28 protein-coding genes and 1 tRNA gene are annotated in these 20754 nt (G+C 62.2%); 15 read left to right on the top strand and 14 right to left on the bottom strand.

Features of this window, described 5'->3' with window-relative positions; genetic code table 11:
• Positions 1–1223: 1223 nt before the first annotated feature.
• Positions 1224–1877, top strand: coding sequence for a hypothetical protein (locus tag IVB31_RS20165; RefSeq protein WP_247325573.1), 654 nt, complete (start codon positions 1224–1226; stop codon positions 1875–1877).
• Positions 1878–2252: 375 nt separating this feature from the next.
• Here the strand turns inward: IVB31_RS20165 and IVB31_RS20160 are convergent, their stop codons facing one another.
• The 3 genes from IVB31_RS20160 to IVB31_RS20150 all read right to left on the bottom strand — a co-directional run bounded on the left by IVB31_RS20160 (position 2253) and on the right by IVB31_RS20150 (position 3584).
• The gene (locus IVB31_RS20160; protein WP_247325570.1) at positions 2253–2582 is read right to left on the bottom strand and encodes a hypothetical protein; all 330 of its coding nucleotides are present in this window, start codon (positions 2580–2582) and stop codon (positions 2253–2255) included.
• Between the two features lie 89 nt (positions 2583–2671).
• Positions 2672–3118: a hypothetical protein gene (locus tag IVB31_RS20155; RefSeq protein WP_247325561.1), complete on the bottom strand. Its 447-nt coding sequence runs from the start codon at positions 3116–3118 to the stop codon at positions 2672–2674.
• 82 nt (positions 3119–3200) lie between these two features.
• Positions 3201–3584 (bottom strand): hypothetical protein, encoded by a 384-nt coding sequence (locus IVB31_RS20150; protein WP_247325559.1) that lies wholly within the window; start codon positions 3582–3584, stop codon positions 3201–3203.
• Between the two features lie 455 nt (positions 3585–4039).
• Between IVB31_RS20150 and IVB31_RS20145 the strand changes: the two genes are divergently transcribed.
• Entirely contained in the window at positions 4040–4492 is a 453-nt protein-coding gene (locus IVB31_RS20145) for a VOC family protein (RefSeq protein ID WP_247325557.1), read from the top strand.
• A gap of 321 nt (positions 4493–4813) precedes the next feature.
• Complete coding sequence (locus IVB31_RS20140) at positions 4814–5452, top strand: glutathione S-transferase (protein ID WP_247325555.1); 639 nt, start codon at positions 4814–4816, stop codon at positions 5450–5452.
• 119 nt (positions 5453–5571) lie between these two features.
• On the opposite strand, the gene IVB31_RS20135 is transcribed toward IVB31_RS20140, so the two are convergent.
• The 3 genes from IVB31_RS20135 to IVB31_RS20125 are packed head-to-tail and all read right to left on the bottom strand — an operon-like array spanning position 5572 to position 6301.
• Positions 5572–5724, bottom strand: coding sequence for a hypothetical protein (locus tag IVB31_RS20135; RefSeq protein ID WP_247325553.1), 153 nt, complete (start codon positions 5722–5724; stop codon positions 5572–5574).
• 4 nt (positions 5725–5728) lie between these two features.
• Positions 5729–5989: a porin gene (locus IVB31_RS20130; RefSeq protein WP_247325549.1), complete on the bottom strand. Its 261-nt coding sequence runs from the start codon at positions 5987–5989 to the stop codon at positions 5729–5731.
• Positions 5990–6046: 57 nt separating this feature from the next.
• Positions 6047–6301, bottom strand: a complete 255-nt coding sequence (locus IVB31_RS20125) for a PilZ domain-containing protein (RefSeq protein ID WP_247325546.1) — start codon at positions 6299–6301, stop codon at positions 6047–6049.
• A 222-nt stretch (positions 6302–6523) separates the two neighbouring features.
• On the opposite strand from IVB31_RS20125, the gene IVB31_RS20120 reads away from it, so the two are divergent.
• The 8 genes from IVB31_RS20120 (at position 6524) to IVB31_RS20085 (ending at position 12125) form a co-directional block, all read left to right on the top strand.
• A tRNA-Glu gene (locus IVB31_RS20120) sits at positions 6524–6598 on the top strand.
• Positions 6599–6699: 101 nt separating this feature from the next.
• A complete protein-coding gene (locus IVB31_RS20115) occupies positions 6700–7356 on the top strand; it encodes a hypothetical protein (RefSeq protein WP_247325544.1) in 657 nt (218 codons plus the stop codon).
• A 165-nt stretch (positions 7357–7521) separates the two neighbouring features.
• Positions 7522–8148: a PilZ domain-containing protein gene (locus IVB31_RS20110; protein WP_247325540.1), complete on the top strand. Its 627-nt coding sequence runs from the start codon at positions 7522–7524 to the stop codon at positions 8146–8148.
• A gap of 103 nt (positions 8149–8251) precedes the next feature.
• Complete coding sequence (locus tag IVB31_RS20105) at positions 8252–8524, top strand: hypothetical protein (RefSeq protein WP_247325537.1); 273 nt, start codon at positions 8252–8254, stop codon at positions 8522–8524.
• A gap of 125 nt (positions 8525–8649) precedes the next feature.
• Positions 8650–8802, top strand: a complete 153-nt coding sequence (locus IVB31_RS20100) for a hypothetical protein (protein ID WP_247325535.1) — start codon at positions 8650–8652, stop codon at positions 8800–8802.
• Positions 8803–9100: 298 nt separating this feature from the next.
• Positions 9101–10141 (top strand): PrsW family glutamic-type intramembrane protease, encoded by a 1041-nt coding sequence (locus IVB31_RS20095; protein ID WP_247325532.1) that lies wholly within the window; start codon positions 9101–9103, stop codon positions 10139–10141.
• 83 nt (positions 10142–10224) lie between these two features.
• Positions 10225–10803: an HdeD family acid-resistance protein gene (locus IVB31_RS20090; RefSeq protein WP_247325528.1), complete on the top strand. Its 579-nt coding sequence runs from the start codon at positions 10225–10227 to the stop codon at positions 10801–10803.
• 236 nt (positions 10804–11039) lie between these two features.
• Positions 11040–12125: a 3-deoxy-7-phosphoheptulonate synthase gene (locus IVB31_RS20085; protein ID WP_346730882.1), complete on the top strand. Its 1086-nt coding sequence runs from the start codon at positions 11040–11042 to the stop codon at positions 12123–12125.
• Between the two features lie 54 nt (positions 12126–12179).
• Here IVB31_RS20085 and IVB31_RS20080 read toward each other — a convergent pair whose 3' ends face one another.
• From IVB31_RS20080 to epmA, 3 genes are read right to left on the bottom strand one after another with little or no spacing between them, the layout of a single operon-like run.
• Positions 12180–12434: a hypothetical protein gene (locus IVB31_RS20080; RefSeq protein ID WP_247325526.1), complete on the bottom strand. Its 255-nt coding sequence runs from the start codon at positions 12432–12434 to the stop codon at positions 12180–12182.
• Between the two features lie 45 nt (positions 12435–12479).
• Positions 12480–13574, bottom strand: a complete 1095-nt coding sequence (locus IVB31_RS20075; protein WP_247325520.1) for a lysine-2,3-aminomutase-like protein — start codon at positions 13572–13574, stop codon at positions 12480–12482.
• Positions 13571–14635, bottom strand: a complete 1065-nt coding sequence (gene epmA, locus IVB31_RS20070) for an EF-P lysine aminoacylase EpmA (protein ID WP_247325517.1) — start codon at positions 14633–14635, stop codon at positions 13571–13573. Before epmA ends, IVB31_RS20075 begins: the two co-directional genes overlap by 4 nt.
• Positions 14636–14797: 162 nt before the next feature.
• Between epmA and efp the strand changes: the two genes are divergently transcribed.
• From efp to IVB31_RS20055, 3 genes are all read left to right on the top strand, one after another.
• Positions 14798–15364, top strand: coding sequence for an elongation factor P (gene efp / locus IVB31_RS20065; protein WP_247325515.1), 567 nt, complete (start codon positions 14798–14800; stop codon positions 15362–15364).
• 24 nt (positions 15365–15388) lie between these two features.
• On the top strand, positions 15389–17011 hold the full coding sequence (locus IVB31_RS20060; protein WP_247325509.1) for a M23 family peptidase: 1623 nt from the start codon (positions 15389–15391) through the stop codon (positions 17009–17011).
• A 165-nt stretch (positions 17012–17176) separates the two neighbouring features.
• On the top strand, positions 17177–18085 hold the full coding sequence (locus tag IVB31_RS20055) for an amino acid ABC transporter substrate-binding protein (protein ID WP_247325508.1): 909 nt from the start codon (positions 17177–17179) through the stop codon (positions 18083–18085).
• Positions 18086–18199: 114 nt separating this feature from the next.
• Here the strand turns inward: IVB31_RS20055 and IVB31_RS20050 are convergent, their stop codons facing one another.
• Positions 18200–18703 (bottom strand): cupin domain-containing protein, encoded by a 504-nt coding sequence (locus tag IVB31_RS20050; RefSeq protein ID WP_247325507.1) that lies wholly within the window; start codon positions 18701–18703, stop codon positions 18200–18202.
• A 32-nt stretch (positions 18704–18735) separates the two neighbouring features.
• On the bottom strand, positions 18736–19215 hold the full coding sequence (locus IVB31_RS20045) for a carboxymuconolactone decarboxylase family protein (RefSeq protein WP_247325506.1): 480 nt from the start codon (positions 19213–19215) through the stop codon (positions 18736–18738).
• Positions 19216–19269: 54 nt separating this feature from the next.
• Here IVB31_RS20045 and IVB31_RS20040 point away from each other — a divergent pair, with 54 nt between their 5' ends.
• The gene (locus IVB31_RS20040) at positions 19270–19800 is read left to right on the top strand and encodes a MarR family transcriptional regulator (protein ID WP_247325504.1); all 531 of its coding nucleotides are present in this window, start codon (positions 19270–19272) and stop codon (positions 19798–19800) included.
• On the opposite strand, the gene IVB31_RS20035 is transcribed toward IVB31_RS20040, so the two are convergent.
• The 3 genes from IVB31_RS20035 to IVB31_RS20025 all read right to left on the bottom strand — a co-directional run bounded on the left by IVB31_RS20035 (position 19797) and on the right by IVB31_RS20025 (position 20652).
• Positions 19797–19982, bottom strand: coding sequence for a hypothetical protein (locus tag IVB31_RS20035; RefSeq protein WP_247325502.1), 186 nt, complete (start codon positions 19980–19982; stop codon positions 19797–19799). The genes IVB31_RS20040 and IVB31_RS20035 overlap by 4 nt on opposite strands.
• An 85-nt stretch (positions 19983–20067) precedes the next feature.
• Positions 20068–20319, bottom strand: coding sequence for a hypothetical protein (locus IVB31_RS20030; protein WP_249803403.1), 252 nt, complete (start codon positions 20317–20319; stop codon positions 20068–20070).
• A 72-nt stretch (positions 20320–20391) separates the two neighbouring features.
• The gene (locus IVB31_RS20025) at positions 20392–20652 is read right to left on the bottom strand and encodes a hypothetical protein (RefSeq protein ID WP_247325495.1); all 261 of its coding nucleotides are present in this window, start codon (positions 20650–20652) and stop codon (positions 20392–20394) included.
• Positions 20653–20754 lie beyond the last annotated feature (102 nt).

Raw genomic sequence — 20754 nt, 5'->3', positions numbered from 1 at the left:
TCGCGCTGCCAAAAAAAAGATCTGCGCCACTTGACGAACGGCCGGCTAATGGGTGTCACCGTAATCAAGAAACGCTAATCGTCATCACTCAGATCCTGCACGCAAATAGGTGACATGAGCCCAGATCCACGTTCGAGCTATTGGTTTGGTTAGGTCCAAAAACCGAACGCTATCCACTTTCACTTGGCTGCCGGTTCCAATCGCCCCCTTCGAATCGGTCATTGGCGGCCGACTGCCATCGGGAGGAACCTCCGGCAGTCCGGCTCGAAGGTGAACAGCGTTAGACAAATTGTAAGTCTGGCCTGACGCTGGCAGTCCATCGACCTTTAGCGTCAGCGCTGGTTCGGCCCCCTCCTCAGGGGTTGTCTTCCAGACGTCCCCAACGCGCGTCCCAACGTAAATCCAACCGGTTGCTCCAATCGCAACACTGGATGCCCGAACGTCTGCTTGGGTCACTTCATTGCTACACCAAGACGCGCTCCAGACCTTACACGTCATCGGCGAGATCTTCTCGATGATGGCCTGAGCCGCAGCGAGGAGCGCCCCTATCGCTACGAGGATGGCAGTCGCCTTGCCAATCTTTGCGGTCAGGCCATCTGACTTCTTAGTGCGCGGTCCCACAGGTCTGCCCCCTGATAGCTTTTGCTTGGAGATTAAATTGCCGACGCACGTCCGCAAGACGGTATCTGTAGACACCCGCCTACGGGTGCTAGCCTTAGATCGGCGCCTACCCCTTTGTGCAAGAAAGAGCCCCGTACCCAGTCGGGGCTTCTTTGGAGACCTCCAATCTTAATTGAGTGACAGTGCACTAAACTCTGCCCTGCGGATTCGGTCCACTCCTGGCTGACTGCGTCAATTGAATGCACTGTCACCGAAATTCCGGCCATTGCCGCGCCGCGGTGCGGATGACCGGGGATGACGAAACGAGCAAGCCGGGCCATGCCCATGATGAGCACGAAGCCGCGCGACCTCAATTTTAGTACACTGCCCTGGTAATTCGCGTAATTCGGAATTGACGATTGTTCTTGCCACTCGCCTTGGTAGCCCCCGGAAAAGTCCGGATGTTGCTTAGTCAACACAACTTCCACAATTCTACGTCGAAGTTCCAAAAAGACTATTTGAACGGAACCTGAACTAGTTAATAATAGATGAATGGATTTTTGTCGAAAGCGTGCGTGTTGAGGGGATTTTATTCTATGAAGAGTTGAATTCGGAGAACAATCGTGCATTGGCTTGGTTGGCTGTTGGATTATTTGATGGTGTTCGGGTTCGCCCATCATCTCTGGGAAACCGGAGCATCCGCGGTTGAACATCCTAGCCCAGGTGGTCTCCTTATTGCGGCCGGCGCTGCAGCACTTCTTTTCGGTCATTTTGGACGCAGCGAAACTAGCCGCCTCGGCAGGTTGCTGTCGGCAGCGGGACGGGGAGTAGCTGCGATCGGCCAATTCTTGCAAAACCTGCCGGATAAAATTTCCGCGCTACTCCATCCTCCACAGACGAACCTCGAACGTCTCCATCGTGAAGCAAAGCTAGAGAGGCGAGCGAATTCCGCGATTACAGCGGTTGTGCTTACGTCGATGGGCGGCTTTCTCGCCATTTTTGTTTACGCGGCTCTCTTCTTGCCTTCTCCACCGATCCCCATCATCACTAGTGAACACAACAAGAAAAAACAAAAGGAGCTCGAGCCTTTCGACAAGCGCTGGCAGGCACCAAACGAAAAAACTGGTATGGGGGGTGATGCAAATGTGGACATTCCGCCACCTGATCAAATCGATTTCAACGCGGTGATTGAGCCCATTCCGTTGCCACGTTCGAGACCGAAGCGCCTTGAGGCCAAGAAACCGATGAAAGATCCTTGGCTCTTTCCTCGATTCTAGACAGCACGTTCTAATGAAAGGCACATACGCACAGCCCTGGCCTAGGCTACACCCTCTTCCGGTTCTTTGATTACTGCGTGATACGCCAAAATCATAAAGGTTAGTGTGCCGCTGAGAATACAGAAGCGCAGAAACGAACCGTCCTTCTCGAACATCTTTATCAGTTCGTCTTCTTTGTATGTCTGAATATAGGAAAGGCCTTTCATTAAGTTACTCTTGTCTTTCCTTGCTTTATCACCTCGATTAGCGGCAGGGTCATTTGAGTAATGTCATGCGCAAACCCGTTGCGCAGGATACGTACACAATCGATCAAACTGCTTTCCTCCTCACCGCACCCCGTAGCTTCCAGAAGTTTGAGGAGCGACGTGCGGCCTCTCATCGGCAGCGTGTCAACAAATCCTTCATGTTGTCGGGATTCATCTTGTCGTTTGCGGAGAAGGCGACTTTAACGACTTTCCGGGCAGCCGCTTCGAGCAGTGCGTCGATCTTAAGAATGAACTCCCAATCACTGGATGATTTATAAATTTCGTAAATGGTCTTAGCGGGGACATTGATTAGCCCCGAGGGATGCTTCGACTCTTCCATCATCCAGGCAAAATCGGGCCTCTCTGCTTTTGCTGGCGGCGGCGATCTTTTCTCGTGAGGAAATATCTTGCCGGGAATAATACCAACTCCGAACCGATTTAACTTTTTGAAAAACGCCAAGACGCTGAAGATGCTTGCCGACAAGGGCTTACAGTGACAGTGCTGGACTGGTGCAGTCCAGCACTGTCACCGTAAGTCCAGCGCTGCTTCTATAGGACGACTTCTTTGTGAAGCGTTTCGTATCCAGCGAACGCGTTTGGATTTCCTCCAGTCTGATTTCGGCGCTCCTCAAGAAAATCTTCAAGCGCTTCATGCGTCCAGCGTATGCTGTGCCCCCAATGGCTTCGAAAAAAGCGCCGATTGCTGCCCTTCGCGACTATCCCGACTAGATCGAAGGAGCCCGCGACAATAGCTGCCGACTGTTCGAGCTCTTCTTCGAACGCTTCGTCTTTGAAGCTCCACCACTTTACCCCACGCAACGTCTTGTCCGCGAGAAAGAGCCTCTGCCGAGCAAGCTTGACGTGCGGCGATTCTAACAACTTTAGCAGTTCAAACCGCTTGAACGTTTGTATCTGGTAATACGCGCCAAACGCCGCTAAGCCGGCAATGACCGCAAGTGCAATTTGCGACCAATAGTATGCATCAACTAAAGCCACGATCTTACTCCATTCAAAGCGAAGACGCATTCTCGGAATAATTTGTAAGCATCTCCGGCCCTGCGCGCGAGAATAATTGACATTACCCGAATATTTCGACGACATATTTAGCAGCTGCCGAGATTGTATCTGTAACTGAATTGTTGGATGTTTGAGCTCGTTCGATGGACGCATCCAATTGACGGCCAACTCCTGGATCTTTCGCCTTCAACTCTTCGATTTGCGCTTTAAGCGTCGCCAGATCCTGAGTCGTCCGCGCCGCCTTTTCTTTCGTCTCATTAAGTTGAAGCGTCAGAAAAGCACTTTGGGCAACCAGAGCTTTCTTTTCGGAGGCTTCGAGCACCTTGCCGAACCAGAACGCTCCGCCGGTTATGGCCACAGCGATTGTCGCAAGGCTGCCGAAAAGACCCGGGGCAAGATCAACCGCCTCTGAGAGTTTTGTCAGAGCCTCAACGGTATTGCTCATGAGCAAAGTCCTTGGTTAGAAAATGCCGCTAATTCTACCATAAATTGAATTCGGTTGTTAAAAAATATCCTCGACCACTCAGCCGCCCGCCAACGGGGCTTACGGTGACAGTTCATCAATGCATTCGTTGTTGCCACCCTGCCGGCCTCCGCGCTTCCGCCACGCTGCGGAAATTGAGAGCACTGGCGCCCAACGCTCGTCCGAAAAGAACGTGTGCAATCTCATCAGCATCCAACCGCTTCTTATCGAACAACCGCCGTAGCGATTACGCACGTTCGGCGACAGCTGGGCTCATCCAGTCTCATGCCGTCGATGGCTAGGACCCCACGCTTGGCGACGCCGCTCACGCGCAGTTGCCGCCGCCCCCTGCCCCTCCTGCCATTTTACTGCTATCTCCTACCTCCGCCGTCCCGGCCCAAACCAAAACCCTCCATCCATCCCAGGGAGCAACAACCATGCGATACCTCCACACCATGCTGCGCGTGCGCAATCTCGATGTCGCGCTGAAGTTTTACCAGGATGCGCTGGGGCTGAAAGAGGTGCGGCGGATCGAGAACGACAAGGGGCGTTTTACGCTGGTGTTCCTGTGCTCGTCGGATGATCTCGAGGCGCTGAAGAAGCAGCCGCAATCGCGCGGCGCGCCGCTGGTCGAGCTGACCTGGAATTGGGACGAGGAGACCTATGGCGAGGACCGCTTCTTCGGCCATCTCGCCTATGAGGTCGACGACATCTACGCCACCTGCGAGAAGCTGATGAAGGCCGGCGTCACCATCAACCGTCCCCCACGCGACGGCAACATGGCCTTCGTCCGTTCGCCGGATCTGCACTCGATCGAGATCCTGCAGAAGGGCGAGCCGAAGGCGCCGCAGGAGCCGTGGTCGTCGATGCCAAACACCGGCCATTGGTAAGGCCTTTCCGCTGGAACCAGCCTCCTTCTTGGGCGTTCTCCCTTCGACAATGCAACAGGAGGAGGATGCAATGGGACGAGGATTATTGCTCTGGATGGTTGGCGTGCCGATCCCGGTGATCATTCTGCTGTGGCTGTTCTTCGGCCACTGATCATCAGGCTCGCTTTGCTTTAAGGCTCAGTTTGCTTACGGAAAGCTCCGCCTCGTGCGGAGCTTTTTGCATGCGGACCTTTTTTGCATAAGGGGCTCGGCGCAATCGCGCGTCGCCCGCCACGGCGAATTCCGCTATCACCCGCGGAAAGAATGCCGCGGGAGGACGATGTGCCGGAGCAAAAGCTGACGATCTGGGGCCGCGCCAATTCGGTCAACGTGCAGAAGGTGCTGTGGTGCCTCACCGAGCTCGGCCTCTCCTATGAGCGCATCGACGCCGGCATGGCCTTCGGCAAGACCCGCGAGGCCGACTATCTCGCGATGAACCCCAATGCGCGGATCCCGACGCTGGTCGAGGGCGACTTCGTGCTGTGGGAGTCCAATTCGATCATGCGCTATCTCTGCCTCGCGCATGGGCGCGGCACGCCGATCTATCCCGAAGCACCGAGGCAGCGCGCCAGCGTCGACCGCTGGCTCGACTGGACGCTGTCGATGGTGCAGCCGGTCGACCGTCCCGTGTTCTGGGGCATCGTGCGCACGGCGCCCGCCGAGCGCGACATGATCCAGGTGCAGCGGGATGCCGATGCCGCCGCCGAGGTCTGGGCGATCGCCGACCGACTGCTCGCTACGCGACGCTTCATGGACGGCGATCATTTCACGCTCGCCGACATCGCCATCGGCGCCTATGCGCGGCGCTGGCTCGGCGTCGAAGGCATCACCCGGCCCGCGCAGCCGCATCTGACGCGCTGGCTCGCCGAACTCGGCCAACGGCCCGGTTTTGCGCAACATGTGGCACCGCCGATGTCGTGAGCCGCTGGCGCGGCGTAAGCTGCGCTGTGGTCTCGGTGAATCCCCGTTCAGGCGCGCGCCGGCGGGACTCGGCGGCTACTGTGCATGGGGTTGTTTTCGCGTTTTTTTGTTTGGGCCTCTCAAGGCCAGCCGCGCTCGACCAGCAGCACGCAGACGATCAGCACCAGCGTGACGGCCGCGGTGGCGAGCCGCGCGGTCCAGCTCAGGCCACGTCCGACCCACCACAGTAGCGCGCAATACATCACGAACGGGACGATGATCTCGGGCCGCATGATATCAGCGCCTGACCGTGGTCTCGACGCTGATCGAGCCGCCGATCTTGACGCAGGTGCCGGTCGCCTCGACCAGGTAGAAGCCGCGGCCATAGGAGGCGCAGGAGCCAGCCTTCGCCGTCCCGCCCGCGCCCTTCAGCGGCAAGTCCTTCACCGGCAAGGCCCTGGCGGCTTGCGGGCGCTCGGCCGGCGGAAGACGCAGGGCCTCTGCCGCGGCGGCGGACGTCGTCAGCAACGAGACGAGAATGAAGAGCAGCGCACGCATGCGGGCCGTTCTAGCCCGGACCGGCGCCGCGCGCCATCGGGGCCGCCTGGCCCGAGGTCAGATGAACTTGACGCCGGCCGATTTGCCGCGGCGCCAGACCACCTGGCAGCTCCGCCCAGTCCGCGCATCGCGCGCGAACGCCATCCGGATCACGCCGGGAAGCTGGCTCGCATCCTCGTCCAGCGTGATCTTGGCGCCGGAGCTCGAGATGTCCTGGACCAGGCAATGCCGTGCCGCGAATCCGCCCTCCAGCGTGATCCAGGCGTGCTGCGACAGCGACTTGCGGGCCGCGCGCTTCTTGGGCTGTGGCATTGGCTGAAATTCTCCCCGTCCAGCGCTAGCCCGGGAACCCTAAGAAACCGTTGAATTCGCCTCCGAATGATCGCGGTGGGCGGCTTGTCCACCGGCCTAAAAACCCGTTCCCGGACGGCTTGCCCGCGGCGCCAAAGGCCACTATACGTTCGCCCGCTGCAGCCCCCGGGCCCTGTTCGGGCGGCCGGCGGCCGTGCCGCGAAAGCGGCGAGGCCTTGCGTTGCTCCCTTCGTCTATCGGTTAGGACGCCACCCTTTCACGGTGGAGAGAGCGGTTCGATTCCGCTAGGGAGCGCCATCATCCGGCTATGGACGGCGGGCGCAAAAACCTCCGTCCCCCATGAACCTCCCTGCCCCCCGCCTCCGACCAATGTCCTGTTGGAACCGGATGCAGGCCCCATGGCGCAGCGTAAATCTCCCTCGGACGACCAGGCCGGAATTGCCTCGCTGGCGCCGCCGCCATGGATGCAGCGTGCAGCAGCATATGCGCCGGAGCGGCGCGCAAGAATGCTCGAGCACATGGCGCGCGCCAGATCGCTGCCTCGGGCCATTGCTGCGTCGGAGCCGTCGCATATGGCCGGCAGAAACATTCTCGGTGATGCCTTCGGCTACGCCGTCCTGTTCGGCATCATCGCGCTGCTCTTTCAGTCGCGCGTTCCGCTCTATTTCGGCGCCTTCCTGTTCTTCACCGATAGCGAGCGCATCGAACTTGCGCTTGGAAAGATCGGTATCCGTTTCGAGCCCGACACGATCGGACCCGACATCATCAAGAGCTTCGCATTCCTGTTCGGATGGTTCGCGCTACTGGCATCGTTGAAAGCGTCCGTGCCGGCGTGGCTCGCGGCATGGATGCTGCCGGACGCATCATGGTCCTTCATCGCCGGTATCGCTCTTCTGCTCGCCATCGTCGAAGCCTTCGCAACGCGCGCGATGCGGCGTGCACTGCCGTGGTTCGGATTTCAGAGCAGACCGGACGGCCTGGCCTGCGCGACGATCAAGCTCGTCTTGGCCCTTGGCGCGCTGGCTCTGCTAGCTCTGCTGGTGCAGCTCGGATGACGCGATCGTGAGATCACGGGCCTCGTAATCGCGGCGCTATGCCGCCCGCCCCGATCCGCGCATTAACCGGAAATTTACCCCTGCTCGTGAGTGCCGGTATCATTTGCTTAGATTTTGATCGCTACCGTGGATTTACGGAAATATTCCGAAACACGATTGGCGCCCATGTCCGTCGCAGACTTCCTCAGGCAGCGTGCAGTGCAAGTCACCGTGAGCGGCAGCTACTCGCTGCCGCGCTGGTACGATTGCGAGGGCAGGCTCCGAACCTTCGCCTGCCGCACCAGCCGCGTCTCGCCGTTCCGCATGATGGTCGACGTGCCCGTGGTCGGCAAGGTCGGCGAGCGCGTGACCTCCTACTTCCAGGATTTCGGCGAATTCCAGTGCACCATCAGCGCGACGCTGAAATCGGGCTTCCTGATGGAGCTCGACATGACGCGGGCCCGTCGGGCCTGGATGTCGGAAAAGCTGACCTGGCTCGAGAAGAAGCAAAAGGACGCCAGCGTCCAGGAGCTGCGGAATGACGCGCGCTTCGTTCCGCAGGTCGCACACACCTTCCTGACGCTCGCCGACGGCGGCAGCCATCCCTGCTTCATCATCGACGTCTCCACGGCCGGTGTCGCGATATCCTGCGAATACGACCCGCCAATGGGAACCCCGCTTGCGGTCGGCGCCTGCGTCGGGCGCGTCATCCGCAAATTCGACCACGGCTTTGCGGTGAAATTCGCCGAAAAGCAGTCGCGGGACGACCTCGTTCGGCTGATCGTCCGTACGCCCTTGCTGCAATCGGCCTGATCCTCCGCCTCGCCGCCCTATCGCAGCCCCATTCCGGGATCAGCTTTTGAAAGTCCGCGCTTCGTGCCGGACGTCATTTGCAGGCTTGCGATCGGGGGACCGAATGGCAGTCGACAAGTTCACAATTGATAAGATCAGGGTTGATAAGATCACCTGGGACAGGGTCGGCCGGGTCACCGAGCCCGGACGCTACATGTACACCTTCGGCTGGCTCACCATCACCGCCGGCGATATCGATATCTGGAAGCAATATCCGCAGGCCGCCTTCACGCTGATGGCGCACCATTCCGAGCCGGACGAGTCCATCGGCGACGAATTCCATCTCGGCGCCTTCGACGTCGCGCCCGACGCAGCGCCGCCGTTCACCACCCACTGAAGGCCGCAAACAGCCAGCTCCGCGGTCGATTCGTCCTGCGCAAGCCGCGCTTTGTGTAATGCGCCGCTGCGCCCCGCGCGGGCCGTTGCTGGAACGCATGGCATGCGCGTTGCTTTGTTATCGCCATGATACAGATCCCCGCCGTCGACCAGGCCTTCCTGCTGCTGCTCATCGTGTTCTGCCTGGGCATGTGCCTCGTGCGCGCCTTCTGGGAGCTTGAGCAGGCCCGGGCACGGCGGATCGCGCCAGCACCCCAGCGGACGCACGACGAACCGTGACCAGACCGGCCCGGCTCTGGACTTGCCGGGAAGACACGTGCATCGTGAATCGAAGAAACCTGCGCATTTCGTTGATCTGGCTCACCAATCGCGCCGCGACATCTGGCGCGCGATCGTTGTCATGGATGACGAGCATGTGCTGTCATGCAATTGATTGCGCTTCGCATTCTGAACTGCCGGGCGGCGCAGCTGAACGCAGGCTGTCACGCGTGTTAAGCGAAGCGACAGCAAGTGCATGACACATGGTCGCATCCGCAAATGTAGATAAGCGGATCAAGGGAACCTATTTTCGGCGCCGATGTACCTGATTGAAGCGTTACCCACCGTCATCGGAACAGCCGCCATCGCGCCGGCGCTGCTGATGTTGTGGCTTGTCATTGCCGCCGAGGAACGCCCGGGACCGCCGGCCCAGGTCTGGACCGCGTTCCTGCTCGGCGCGGCCAGCATTTCGCTGCTGGGCCTCGCCCGCGCGCCCTTCGCCAAAATGGTCGCGGCCCCCGATAATCCCTGGGCGGCCTTGGCCATGCATTCGGTCTTTGGCGTCGCGCTGCCGGAGGAAGCGGTCAAGGTGATCGCCATCGTGCTGGTCGCCTCGACCAAGCGGCGAACCTTCGCCAACCCGATGGACACGGTGGTCTATGGTGCCGCCGTCGGCCTCGGCTTCGCCGCTTACGAGAATCTCGCCTATCTGGTCCAGCATGCCGAGATGTGGCGCTCACTGGCCGCGTTGCGCAGCGTCCTGACCGTGCCATTCCACGGGGCGCTCGGCATCATCGCCGGCGCTTATCTGACGATCGCGCGCGCCGGCACGGCGCTCGGCGCGAACCGCCATCATCGCGACTGGGCCCGCCTCTCCAGCCGCCTGCTGATCTTCGCGGGCCCGCTCGCGCTGCATTCGGCCTTCGACTTCCCGCTGCTGACCCTGCAGCAAATGCCCGATCTCGATCCCAGCTTGCGGATATGGCTGGGCGCCGCGAGCCTCCTGATCGGATTCAGCTCGATCGCCTTCGCCATCCGCCTCGTCCGCCGTGTCGCGCGCCATCACGCGCCGCGAACCGACATCGCGCGGGAGCGGCTCAGCCAGCTGCGCCGGATGTGGGCGCTGCTGCTCGCGGGCGGCGGCGTCGGCTTTGTCGGGCTCGCCTTCGTGCTGACCTCGATCCATCACTGGCTGATCAACCCCGAGCGCAATCTGACGCTGGCCCTGATCCCGATCGGCCTCACCTCGATCCTGCTCGGCCTCGCACTTCTGATCGTCACGACCGCGATCTATGTTCTCGGGCGCAACCGCATCCGGACCAGCGCCGAAGGTTTTTCGTCGGCGCACGGCGGCGGCTGAGCCGTGGGATGGCAAGCGCGGTGCGCGTAGACTAGATTGAGTGCACGCGTATCGATCTGGAGCCCGCCGATCTGGAGCCCTCTATGACATCACCTGAGGATTTTTCCCGGCTGCAATCCGCCATGAGCCGGACGGTCAAGGCACATTGGAAAGCCTTCCTGTTCGAGGGCATCCTGCTCGTCGTTCTCGGCGTTGCCGCACTGATCCTGCCGCCGCTCGCAAGCCTCGCCATCGCGATCTTCCTCGGCTGGATGTTCCTGATCAGCGGCATCGGCGGATTGATCGTCACCTTTTGGACGCGCAACACCCCGGGCTTCTGGTGGTCGCTGATCTCGGCCGCGCTCGCCGTGCTCGCCGGCATGCTGCTGCTGGCGCGGCCGATGCAAGCCGTGCTGACGCTGACCCTCGTGCTCGGCGCCTATTTCCTCGCCGAGGGCGTCGCCACCATCATGTACGCGCTGGAGCACCGCCGCGAGCCGGGCGGCCGCTGGTCGTGGCTGCTGATCTCGGGCCTCGTCGACATCGCGATCTCGTTCATGGTGATCACGGGATTGCCGAGCTCTGCGGAATGGGCGATCGGAATCCTCGTCGGCATCAACCTGCTGTTCGGCGGCGCCACCCTGATCGGCATGGCGCTGGCGGCACGCAACAGCAACAGCTGAGGCGCCCTCGTTGCGCCCGCACCGCTTTGGGGGGTGACAACTCGTCAACGGCACGCTATATGGCTTTCCATGATCACCGTCGCCACCAGCTTTTATTGGTACTTTAGCTACGACAGCTCGCTGGCGGTGGGAGGATCACGCTCAATCTGACAAATTGCAGCATCTAGTCCGAACAGCCGCCAGACCTGGCGGCTTTTTTATTGGCCGGCAGGTTCTGAAACAAACAGGAGCCCGCCGTGCTGAGCACGACAGACGATCTTCGTATCCGCGAACTGAAAGAGCTGAGCACGCCCGATGAGGTGATGCGGGAAGTCCCGCGCACGCTCACCGCAACGCGTGTGGTGATGGCGGCGCGCAACGCCATCCACACCATTCTCAAGGGCCAGGACGACCGCCTGCTGGTCGTGGTCGGTCCTTGCTCCGTGCATGATCCCAAGGCCGCGCTCGACTATGCCGAGCGGCTTGCCAATTTGCGCGAGGACCTCGCCGATCAGCTCGAAATCGTGATGCGGGTCTATTTCGAGAAGCCCCGCACCACCGTCGGCTGGAAGGGCCTGATCAACGATCCTGATCTGGACGGCAGCTTCGACATCAACAAGGGCCTGCGGCTGGCGCGCAACGTGCTGTCGGCGGTGAACAATCTCGGCCTGCCTGCCGGCGCTGAGTTCCTGGACATGACGACGCCGCAATACATCGCCGACCTGGTGTCCTGGGCCGCGATCGGCGCGCGCACGACCGAGAGCCAGATCCACCGCGAGCTGGCCTCCGGGCTGTCCTGTCCGGTCGGCTTCAAGAACGGCACCGACGGCAATGTGCGGATCGCGGCGGACGCGGTGAAGTCGGCCGCGCATCCGCATCATTTCATGGCGGTGACCAAGCTCGGCCGCTCGGCGATCGCCTCGACCGCGGGCAACGAGGATTGTCACATCATCCTGCGCGGCGGCAGCAAGCCGAATTACGATGCGGCAAGCGTCGCGGAGGCCTGCGGCGATCTGGCGAAGGCAGGCGTCGCGCCGCTCGTGATGGTCGATGCAAGCCACGCCAATTCGAGCAAGAAGCCGGAAAACCAGCCGCTTGTGACGGCCGACATCGCCGGGCAGATTTCCGGCGGCGAAAACCGCATCATGGGCGTGATGATCGAGAGCAATCTCGTTGCCGGGCGCCAGGACGTGGTACCGGGGAAGCCGCTCACTTACGGCCAGAGCATCACGGACGGATGCATCGACTGGGCGACCACGGCAACCGTGCTCGAGCAGCTTGCCGACGCGGTCGAGATCCGGCGCAACACCGCGCGCGCCGGGCTGCACGAGCGCACGGCCTGACCGGACTAACGCGGGCGGGGCGATGCTGTCGCGCCCTGCCCGCCATTGCCACAGTCAGCAACCGCGGCAGATACTCTTGATCTTTTTGTCGAGCGCCTGATTTTCCTTACTGAGGGGATCGTTGGGATCGCTCAGATTCTTCTCGCTGGGCACATCGGCGGCACGCACTTGGCGATGCCCGACCGGCGCCTGCGGCGTAGATCCGGAGGCCGCGCCTCCGGATGTCGATCCCTTGGGGCTGCCGGTCTGCGCAACCGCCGCGCCGCCGAGCAAGACCACCAGCGATACTGCCACCATGATCTTCTTCATTTTGCTCCTCCATTCCCCAAAACCAGCGTCTTTCATCCCATCCGCTCAGGTCTCGGGCGGATAAAGATGAACGTCGCCGCAATAGTCCACGATACGATAGCGCGTTTCCGAGTCCGCATCACGTGCATCGCCTGCGGTATTTTGCACCGCTAACACGTAATTCGGTCCCACCGGAGATTTGCCGGCGCCGCCGGGAATATCGATGACATAGTCAGGCTGACACAGTCCCGACACCCGTCCGCGCAACTGCCGCATCAACTCCTGCCCGTCCGCGAGCGTCGTTCGAAGATGCGCCGTGCCCGGCGCGAGATCGCCGTGATGGAGGTAGTAGGGTTTGATCCGGCATTCGACGAAAGCTCGCATCAAATCCGACAAAGCGGCGACATTGTCGTTGACGCCGCGCAAAAGCACGGACTGGCTCACCATGGGAATTCCGGCATCGACCAGCCGCGCGCAGGCGTCACGCGCTGGCCCCGCCAGCTCGCGCGCATGGTTGGCATGCAGCGCCACCCAGGTGGTCGCGCCTTCGACTTTCAGCGCCGCCACCATCTCGTCGCTGATACGTGCGGGATCGGCGACGGGCACGCGGGTGTGAAGGCGGATAATTTTGACGTGATCGATGCCGGCGAGATCGGCCATGATCTCGCTTATCCGCCGCGGCGACAGCATCAGCGGATCGCCACCGGTCAGGATCACTTCCCAGATCTCGCTGTGCGAGCGGATGTAGTCGATCGCCGCGCGATAGGCACCGTCCGAGAGCGCGTTCTCCTTGCCGGGACCGACCATCTCGCGGCGAAAGCAGAAGCGGCAATAGACCGCGCAGACGTGAACGAGCTTGAACAGCACGCGGTCCGGATAGCGATGCACGATGCCTGATACCGGCGAATGCGGGTGATCGCCGATCGGATCGGCGCTCTCGCCGGGCTGCATCTCCAGCTCCGCGGCAGTCGGAACGAATTGCCGCGCGATCGGATCGTCGGGATCGGATTTATCGATCAGTTCAATCAGCGCCGGCGTGATCGCAACCGCATAGCGTGCGGCGACGCGCTCAAGCGTCGGCAGCGCCGTGGCGGGCGCCAGCTGCTCGGCCACGAGTTCGGCCGGCTCGCGCAGGGTGCGGGCAAGATTGGTCTTCGTCATGTCTCACTTCGCGTTTCATTTGCGGGCGGCGTCCAGACCACCTGATCAATCCGTGAGGCGCCGCTCGCCAGCATCACCAGCCGGTCGAAGCCGAGCGCGACGCCGCTCGCCTCCGGCATCGCGGCGACCGCGGCGAGAAAATCCTCATCCAGCGGATAGGCCTCGCCGTAGCGGCGCTGCTTCTCCGCCATCGACTCCGTGAAGCGCTTGCGCTGCTCCTCGGCGTCGGTGAGTTCGCCAAAGCCGTTGGCGAGCTCGACGCCGCAGGCATAGACCTCGAACCGCTCGGCAACGCGGGGATCGCCGGCCTTCACCCGCGCCAGCGCCGCCTCTGGAGATGGGTACTCGAACAGAATGGTCAAACGCCCCTGCCCCAGATGCGGCTCGACATGCTCGACCAGGACCTTGCTGAAGATGTCGGACCAGGTGTCGTCATCGGACACGCGGACCTTGCCGGCAGCCGCCCGCCCGAGCGCAGCGCGGTCGCCCTCGCCGCCGGAAATGGTCGCAAGCAGGTCGATCCCCGCAAACTGCTCGAAGGCGCCGGCGACCGTCACAAGCTCCGGCTCGGCGAAGGGATCGGCGGTCCGGCCGCGGAAAGCGAAGGTGCCGATACCGGTTGCCTGTGCGGCGCGGGCGATGACGACGACGCAGTCGGCCATGATGGCATCATAGGGAGCGCCTGCCCGGTACCATTCCAGCATGGTGAATTCGGGCAGATGCAGGTCGCCGCGCTCCCGGTCCCGGAACACCCGGGCGAACTCGAAAATCCGCTGCTCGCCGGCTGCCAGCAGCTTCTTGCAGGCGAATTCCGGCGAAGTCCGCAGATATCGGCTCACACGGCTGCCGTCGGGCCGCATGATCTCGGTCCGGGGGGCGTGCAGATGGGTCTCGTTGCCCGGGGAGACCTGGAGGACGGAGGTTTCGACCTCCACAAACCCCTGCTCGGCGAAAAAGCCCCGTAGAGCCCCGGTAACGGCCCCCCGCGCCCGGAGGAACGGCCGCCGGTCGAGATGCCGCCCGGGCGCCCAGAACGGCGAAATCGGCTTGTCCCCAGTCATAGAACGAGCGCCCCTTGGCACAGCAAAAGGCTGGCATCCAACGGCAAAATCAGTATGTTGCGGCCCGAAACGGGTGCCGCGGTCTGATTTGAGGCCCCAGGTCCCCCATCAATTTGACCACGTCCTGGCCGGTGCCGGGCCAAGCAAGCAGGAAATATCGCTTTGAGAGTCATCGCCAGTTCTATTCGCAAGGGCAACGTGATCGAGCAAGACGGCAAGCTATATGTCGTCGTGACCGCCGAAAACATCCATCCCGGCAAGGGCACCCCGGTCAGCCAGATCGAAATGCGCCGAATCTCGGACGGGGTAAAGATCTCCGAGCGCTACAAGACCACCGATCAGGTCGAGAAGGCCACGATCGAAGAGCGCAACTTCACCTATCTCTATGAAGACGCTGACGGCTTCCACTTCATGAACCCCGAGACCTATGACCAGGTCCAGGTCTCCAAGGACGTGATCGGCGACGCTGCGTCCTATCTTCAGGAGAGCATGACGGTCAAATTGTCGACGCACGACGTCAACGTGGTGTCGATCGCGTTGCCGCAGCGCGTGACGCTGGAAGTGGTCGAGACCGAGCCCGTGACCAAGGGTCAGACCGCCTCCTCGTCCTACAAGCCCGCGATTTTGTCCAACGGGGTGCGCACCACCGTGCCGCCGCACATCGCCGTCGGTACCCGCATCGTGGTAATGACCGAAGACGGCTCCTACTCCGAACGTGCCAAGGACTGACGGGGGCCGGAGCGAACGCAACAGGTGCCGCCGGGGGGCGAGACAGTGGTTGGGAAGGGTTTCCGCTTCGTCTCGCAGTTTCTGGCGTCGCTTTCGCTCCTCCTTGCCACTCCACTCGCTGCGGATGAATTCCGCAGCCCCTCGCTCACGGCCCTGCGCGTCGATTGGCGCGCGGCGCTCGACCAGCTCCGCACCGAAATCAATGCCCATCCAAGGGTCGCGGACGATTTCATCTTCGCACCCCGCCGCTCGGTGCCGCGCTTCGATCCGCGCGCGATGCCGGCGCTGGTGCAGCTCAACGCCATCTCCTCACAATTCTTCACCGGCATCGCCCGCAGCCCCGTGCCCGTGCTGCTGCCGTTCGACGCTGCCGCCTATTCCGAGGCGCAGCGCAATGGCGCGCCGGCGACACTCGCGCTGTCGCGCTACCAGTCCGACTTCAATTCTGTCGACATGTTCGATGCCGGCCCCGCCGGATACAGCGCGACCTTCTCGTTCGAGCCCGGTGCCGGCGACGGCATGCCGAGCCGGGTGTTCGCAAGGCCGGTCGAGGTGCAGATCACCGGTTCGGCGCTTGTCTACGACATCGCCGATCCCTCGGGCGGCAAGGGCGAGCCGGTCAAACCGCTCGCAGCGCTTTACCCGGACCTGCGCAAGTTCATCCGGGAAGGCTATGTCCGCTACGCTTTCACCCGTTTCGGCGTCGCCTATGTGGTGTCGATCCAGTGCCTCGACAGCGTCGCCAAGCCGCGGCGGCTTGCCTGCAAGGAAGCCTATCCGGTCGCCGAGCGTTTCCTCAAGGCGCTGCACATGGCCGGCGGCCAGCGCATGCGCCCGCTGACGGACATTGCTTCCAACATTCTCGATCGTCCCTTAGCGCGTTCGGCAGATTTCAGCTACCGGCCGAGCGGGGACATCATCCCGAACACCGGCTACCGCAACAAGAGCGGCCATCCCGACGTGATGGCCTACGCACAGATCCGCTTTCCTCTCGAGAAGGCGCCCGCGTTCGTACGCTCGCAATCCTATGCCAAGCGCGACAAGATGGAGAGCACGACCGCCTATCCCTGGCGCGACAATTTCTGCGAATCCCGCAGTTTCGAGGTCTGGCAATGCGGCGGCGGTTATGGCCACCAGGGCGAGGACATCCGCGCGGCGGAGTGTCCGCCGCCCGGCGAGGGCCGCGAAGGCTGCGATCCCAAGCAGCGTGGCGTCGTCGCCGTGCGCGATGCGAAGGTCATTCGCGCCTTCAAGGACCAGGCGGCGACGCTTCAGGTCAATAGCCGGACCGAGCACATCCGCTTCCGCTACATGCATATGAACCCTCAGGCGATGAACGCCGATGGCCTGCTCAATGGCCGCATCGTCTCGGAGGGCGAGAAGATCGGCGTGGTCTCGAACTATCTCGACCATCCCGCCGGCACCTCGATGCACCTGCATTTCGACGTGCAGGTGTTCACCCGCGACGGCTGGATCTGGGTCAGTCCTTACGTCACGCTGGTCTCGGCCTATGAACGCCTGATCCGCGCCCGCGGTCGCGAGATCGGCCCGGAGATCGCGGTTGCTCCGCAGCCGGTCGCACATGCGCTGCCGGAGGACGTGATCAAGCCGGATTTGCGCGAGGGGGCGAGCGGCGAGGAAAATTAAGGCTGCCTGCGCCGTACAGCGCGCCCCGACGACAATCCGATGACGGGCGTCTCGACGCGCGAGGCCTGGGCGGATCGGCGTCCGGGCTCCTCCCTGAACAGCCCCGCCTTCTCTGGCCCCAGAATTGCTTTGCTCCCGGCAGACAAACTGGACGAAGGGAAGCACATGCGTAATCTCGCCACGGCGGCCGTTCTGGCCGTCGCGTTCGCCATGCCGGTTCATGGGCAGGAACTGACCGGCACGCTAAAGAAGATCAAGGAGACCGGTGCGATCACGCTCGGCGTGCGCGACAGTGCTGTGCCCTTCAGCTATATCGACGAGAAGCAGAAGACCGTCGGCTACGCCATCGACATCTGCATGAAGATCGTCGAGGAGATCAAGGCCGAGCTGAAGCTGGACAAGCTCGCGGTCAACGAGAACCTGGTGACCTCGTCCAACCGCATTCCGCTGATGGCGAACGGCACTGTCGATCTCGAATGCGGCTCGACCACCAACAATGCCGACCGCCAGAAGCAGGTATGGTTCACCAACACGCATTTCCTCACGGCGAGCCGCTTCGTGTCGAAGAAGGCTTCGAAGCTCGATCAGGTCGACGACCTCAAGGGCAAGGCCGTCGTTTCGGTCTCGGGCACGACCAACATCACTCAGCTCAACAAGGCCAATGCGGCCCGCTCGCTCGACATCACGGTGATGAACGCGAAGGATGTCCCCGAAGGATTCCTGATGGTCGAGACCGACCGGGCCGTGGCTTTCGTCATGGACGACATCCAGCTGGCGGCGATGATCGCCTCCTCGAAGGATCCGTCGCTCTACGCGATCAGCACCGGCGCGTTCTCCGATCCGGAGCCCTACGGCATCATGCTGCGCAAGGACGACGCGCCGTTCAAGGCGGTGGTCGATCGCGCGACCGCAAAACTCTACAAGAGCCCGGAGATCGAGAAGATCTACAACAAATGGTTCATGGAGCCGGTGCCGCCGCGCGGCCTGAATTTTCACGTGCCGATGCCGGTATCGATGAAGAAGTCGTTCGAGCATCCGTCGGACAATCCCGATCCGGCGTCGTACGGGGGTTGATCAACATATCGCAAAATCGATACGGGCACATTCTTACGCGCATGTGTCCGTTCGACCCGCGGTGCGCAGTCCAGGGGCAGTATCCTCCCTGATCCTCTGAACGAACGGAGCCCGTTACTCCAATAACGTCGTCAGCTGCGCACCCTCATCCGCCACGAACACCGCGATCAATTCCGCCGGCTCCGTGGCGCTGGCGTTGGCCGAGACCAGATGCGTCGCGCCGGGCGGCTCGAAGAAGGACTGGCCGACGCCGAACGTCTCGACTGGCCCGCCGCCGAGCTGGGAGCGGATCTCGCCCTTGGTGATGTAGGCGGTCACCGAGCCTGCGTGACGATGCGGCCGCGTGAACCCGCCGGGACCGTAGAACACACGCACGATGGTGACGCGCTTGCCCGGCACGTTCGGCAACGCGTAGGAGCCGATCGGCTCGACCTTGTCGAGCGGCGAGCTCTCCGCGGCCGTGGCGCAGAGCGGCGCCAGTACGCCGGACACGGCGTCCATCGCCACCGGCAGCGCCTTGCCGATTGCGAGTGCGCAGGCAAGCCCTGCGACAACAGCCAGCACCGTCGCGCGCGATGGCACCGGGCGCTGCATGGCGGCCAAATTCATTGCAGTCATGACAACCTCCCCTTGTCTTCCCTTTGTTGCAATCAGGACGCCGCGGCATTCGCTGCAGCCGGCCGCTTCGCCGGCGTCCAGCGAAACGCCGCACCAAAGCGATTCCAGACGTTGATCGAGGCGACCGCCGAGGTCAGGTAGGTCAGCTCGGCCTGGGAGAACTCGCGGCTCGCTTCGGCGTACACTTCTTCGCTGACGCCGTCGGGCAGCAACGTCAGCGCCTCGGTCCAGGCCAGCGCCGCGCGCTCGCGCGCGGAGAAGATCGGCGCCTCCCGCCAGACCACGATCAGATTGAGCTTGTCCACGGGCACGCCGATGCGCTCCGAGACCAGGATGTGATGCTGGACGCAGAAGGCACAGCCGTTGATCTGCGAGGCACGCAATTTGACGAGTTCGAGGAGCTGCTTGTCGAGGCCGGCCTTGGCCGCAACCTGGCCCAGCGCCAGCACCAGCTCATATGCATCGGGCGCGATGCGCTTGAAATCCTCGTATTCGCTGCGGGCGTGTGACATTGCCGTTCACCTCGCGGTATTGTAAGAGCATTGATACATTATAAGAGCTCTTACATGACGCGCAAGCCGGCTGACATCACGAGATCGCAACCCCGGCGGAAGGCACCCACGGCTGCCCCGGCGGTGCGCGTACCAGCCCCAGGGGAAGGCAAGCGCGGCGAGCAAGGCTATCTCGGCTATCTGCTGCGCCAGGCCCACGCCGCCGTCCGTCTGACGATGGAGCGGGCGCTGGCCGACCTCGGCGTGACCTCGCCGCAATTCGCGGTGCTGACCATGCTCAATGCCTATCCGGGATTGTCCGGCGCCGACGTTGCCCGCCTCACCTTCCTGACGCCCCAGACCGTCGGCGTCATCATTCGCAATCTCGAACGCGACGGCGCGATCGTGATGACGCCCCATCCCGTCCACGGCCGCATTCAGCAATGGACGTTGACGCCGCGGGGAACGACACTCCTCAAGGCATGCAGGGAACGCGTGATCGCTCTGGAGAAGCGTCTGGCCGGCGGCCTCGATGCCAAGGCCGAGGCCAGCATTCGCCGCTGGCTCGCCAACGTCGCGACGGAGTTGCAGGACGACGAAGCCTAGTCGCCGCCTCCTCCGTCACCGCCGCCGTCACCACCGCCGAAATCAGGGAAGTCGCCGCCCGCGGCGCCGTCGCCATGAATGCCGCGACCAAAATTCTCGGCGAGGATCATCAGGATCACGACGAACAGCCCCGCGCCGAACGGCCAGGGGTTGGTCCGGATGATGTCGAACAGCTCTCGCATGGGCGCATCATGCGCACACGGAAGCGAACCGAGGGTAAAGTTACAGACTTAAAATTGGGGATATCGGCCCAGTTGCAGGAACGTTCTACGTGCCCTGCAACATTTTCTTAACCTCGCCATCTGACCAAGTCTCGCCCGCTTTAATCACCCGCACGCGGCTTTGGTCCGCCGCGTTGACCAGCGCATGCGAACTTACCCGGTCGCCGCTCGGCTCCAGGTGCAAGTCAGTTTCAGGCTTCCAGCTCAGCGTGGTCGCGAGATCGCCAGGAAAGATCTGCCATTGCGACCCGTCGTCCAGCTCGACCACATGGCTCTCCGCATGCGCGCTTATCTTCATTCCACCCCGAATTCTCGATGAACGGATTGCATGCGACGGTGGGCCCCGACGAGAGGCCGGGGCCCCGCTCCGTCAGTCGTTGTCGTGATGAATCACGGTCTTGCTGCGATTGCCGAATTCATCTTCCTTCTTGATCACCGTGGTGCGGTCGGCAGGTTCGCGCTCCTTGATGATCGTGGTGCGGTCGCGATCCCGGTCCCGCTCACGATATTCGGGGGACTGTCCGACTGTCACGCCAGCACCGACCGGACCAACGTGAACGCCGACTTCGTCGGCAAGCGCAGGCGCGGCGATGGCGGCGACCATGGCAGCGGCAAACAGATATTTTTTCATGTCTCATCCTCCAGTGTGTGCGGAGGAAATGCGGGCTGCGACACTTTGTTCCGGGGAACGCGGGTCAACGGCCTGTTCCCGACGCTCCAGGAACCGACTCAC

The organism is Bradyrhizobium sp. 21 (genome assembly GCF_023073335.1).
GTDB lineage: Bacteria > Pseudomonadota > Alphaproteobacteria > Rhizobiales > Xanthobacteraceae > Bradyrhizobium.
Note: the sequence above shows the minus strand (reverse complement) of the source record. Positions and strands in the feature narration are given on the sequence as shown.

Excerpts from the sequence above, each read along its gene's own strand:
- IVB31_RS20150 (WP_247325559.1), bottom strand. The coding sequence starts at position 3,584 with ATGAGCAATACCGTTGAGGCTCTGACAAAACTCTCAGAGGCGGTTGAT.
- IVB31_RS20145 (WP_247325557.1), top strand. The coding sequence starts at position 4,040 with ATGCGATACCTCCACACCATGCTGCGCGTGCGCAATCTCGATGTCGCG.
- IVB31_RS20135 (WP_247325553.1), bottom strand. The coding sequence starts at position 5,724 with ATGCGGCCCGAGATCATCGTCCCGTTCGTGATGTATTGCGCGCTACTG.
- IVB31_RS20130 (WP_247325549.1), bottom strand. The coding sequence starts at position 5,989 with ATGCGTGCGCTGCTCTTCATTCTCGTCTCGTTGCTGACGACGTCCGCC.
- IVB31_RS20125 (WP_247325546.1), bottom strand. The coding sequence starts at position 6,301 with ATGCCACAGCCCAAGAAGCGCGCGGCCCGCAAGTCGCTGTCGCAGCAC.
- IVB31_RS20115 (WP_247325544.1), top strand. The coding sequence starts at position 6,700 with ATGGCGCAGCGTAAATCTCCCTCGGACGACCAGGCCGGAATTGCCTCG.
- IVB31_RS20110 (WP_247325540.1), top strand. The coding sequence starts at position 7,522 with ATGTCCGTCGCAGACTTCCTCAGGCAGCGTGCAGTGCAAGTCACCGTG.
- IVB31_RS20105 (WP_247325537.1), top strand. The coding sequence starts at position 8,252 with ATGGCAGTCGACAAGTTCACAATTGATAAGATCAGGGTTGATAAGATC.
- IVB31_RS20100 (WP_247325535.1), top strand. The coding sequence starts at position 8,650 with ATGATACAGATCCCCGCCGTCGACCAGGCCTTCCTGCTGCTGCTCATC.
- IVB31_RS20095 (WP_247325532.1), top strand. The coding sequence starts at position 9,101 with ATGTACCTGATTGAAGCGTTACCCACCGTCATCGGAACAGCCGCCATC.
- IVB31_RS20090 (WP_247325528.1), top strand. The coding sequence starts at position 10,225 with ATGACATCACCTGAGGATTTTTCCCGGCTGCAATCCGCCATGAGCCGG.
- IVB31_RS20080 (WP_247325526.1), bottom strand. The coding sequence starts at position 12,434 with ATGAAGAAGATCATGGTGGCAGTATCGCTGGTGGTCTTGCTCGGCGGC.
- IVB31_RS20075 (WP_247325520.1), bottom strand. The coding sequence starts at position 13,574 with ATGACGAAGACCAATCTTGCCCGCACCCTGCGCGAGCCGGCCGAACTC.
- epmA (WP_247325517.1), bottom strand. The coding sequence starts at position 14,635 with ATGACTGGGGACAAGCCGATTTCGCCGTTCTGGGCGCCCGGGCGGCAT.
- IVB31_RS20055 (WP_247325508.1), top strand. The coding sequence starts at position 17,177 with ATGCGTAATCTCGCCACGGCGGCCGTTCTGGCCGTCGCGTTCGCCATG.
- IVB31_RS20050 (WP_247325507.1), bottom strand. The coding sequence starts at position 18,703 with ATGACTGCAATGAATTTGGCCGCCATGCAGCGCCCGGTGCCATCGCGC.
- IVB31_RS20045 (WP_247325506.1), bottom strand. The coding sequence starts at position 19,215 with ATGTCACACGCCCGCAGCGAATACGAGGATTTCAAGCGCATCGCGCCC.
- IVB31_RS20040 (WP_247325504.1), top strand. The coding sequence starts at position 19,270 with ATGACGCGCAAGCCGGCTGACATCACGAGATCGCAACCCCGGCGGAAG.
- IVB31_RS20035 (WP_247325502.1), bottom strand. The coding sequence starts at position 19,982 with ATGCGAGAGCTGTTCGACATCATCCGGACCAACCCCTGGCCGTTCGGC.
- IVB31_RS20030 (WP_249803403.1), bottom strand. The coding sequence starts at position 20,319 with ATGAAGATAAGCGCGCATGCGGAGAGCCATGTGGTCGAGCTGGACGAC.
- IVB31_RS20025 (WP_247325495.1), bottom strand. The coding sequence starts at position 20,652 with ATGAAAAAATATCTGTTTGCCGCTGCCATGGTCGCCGCCATCGCCGCG.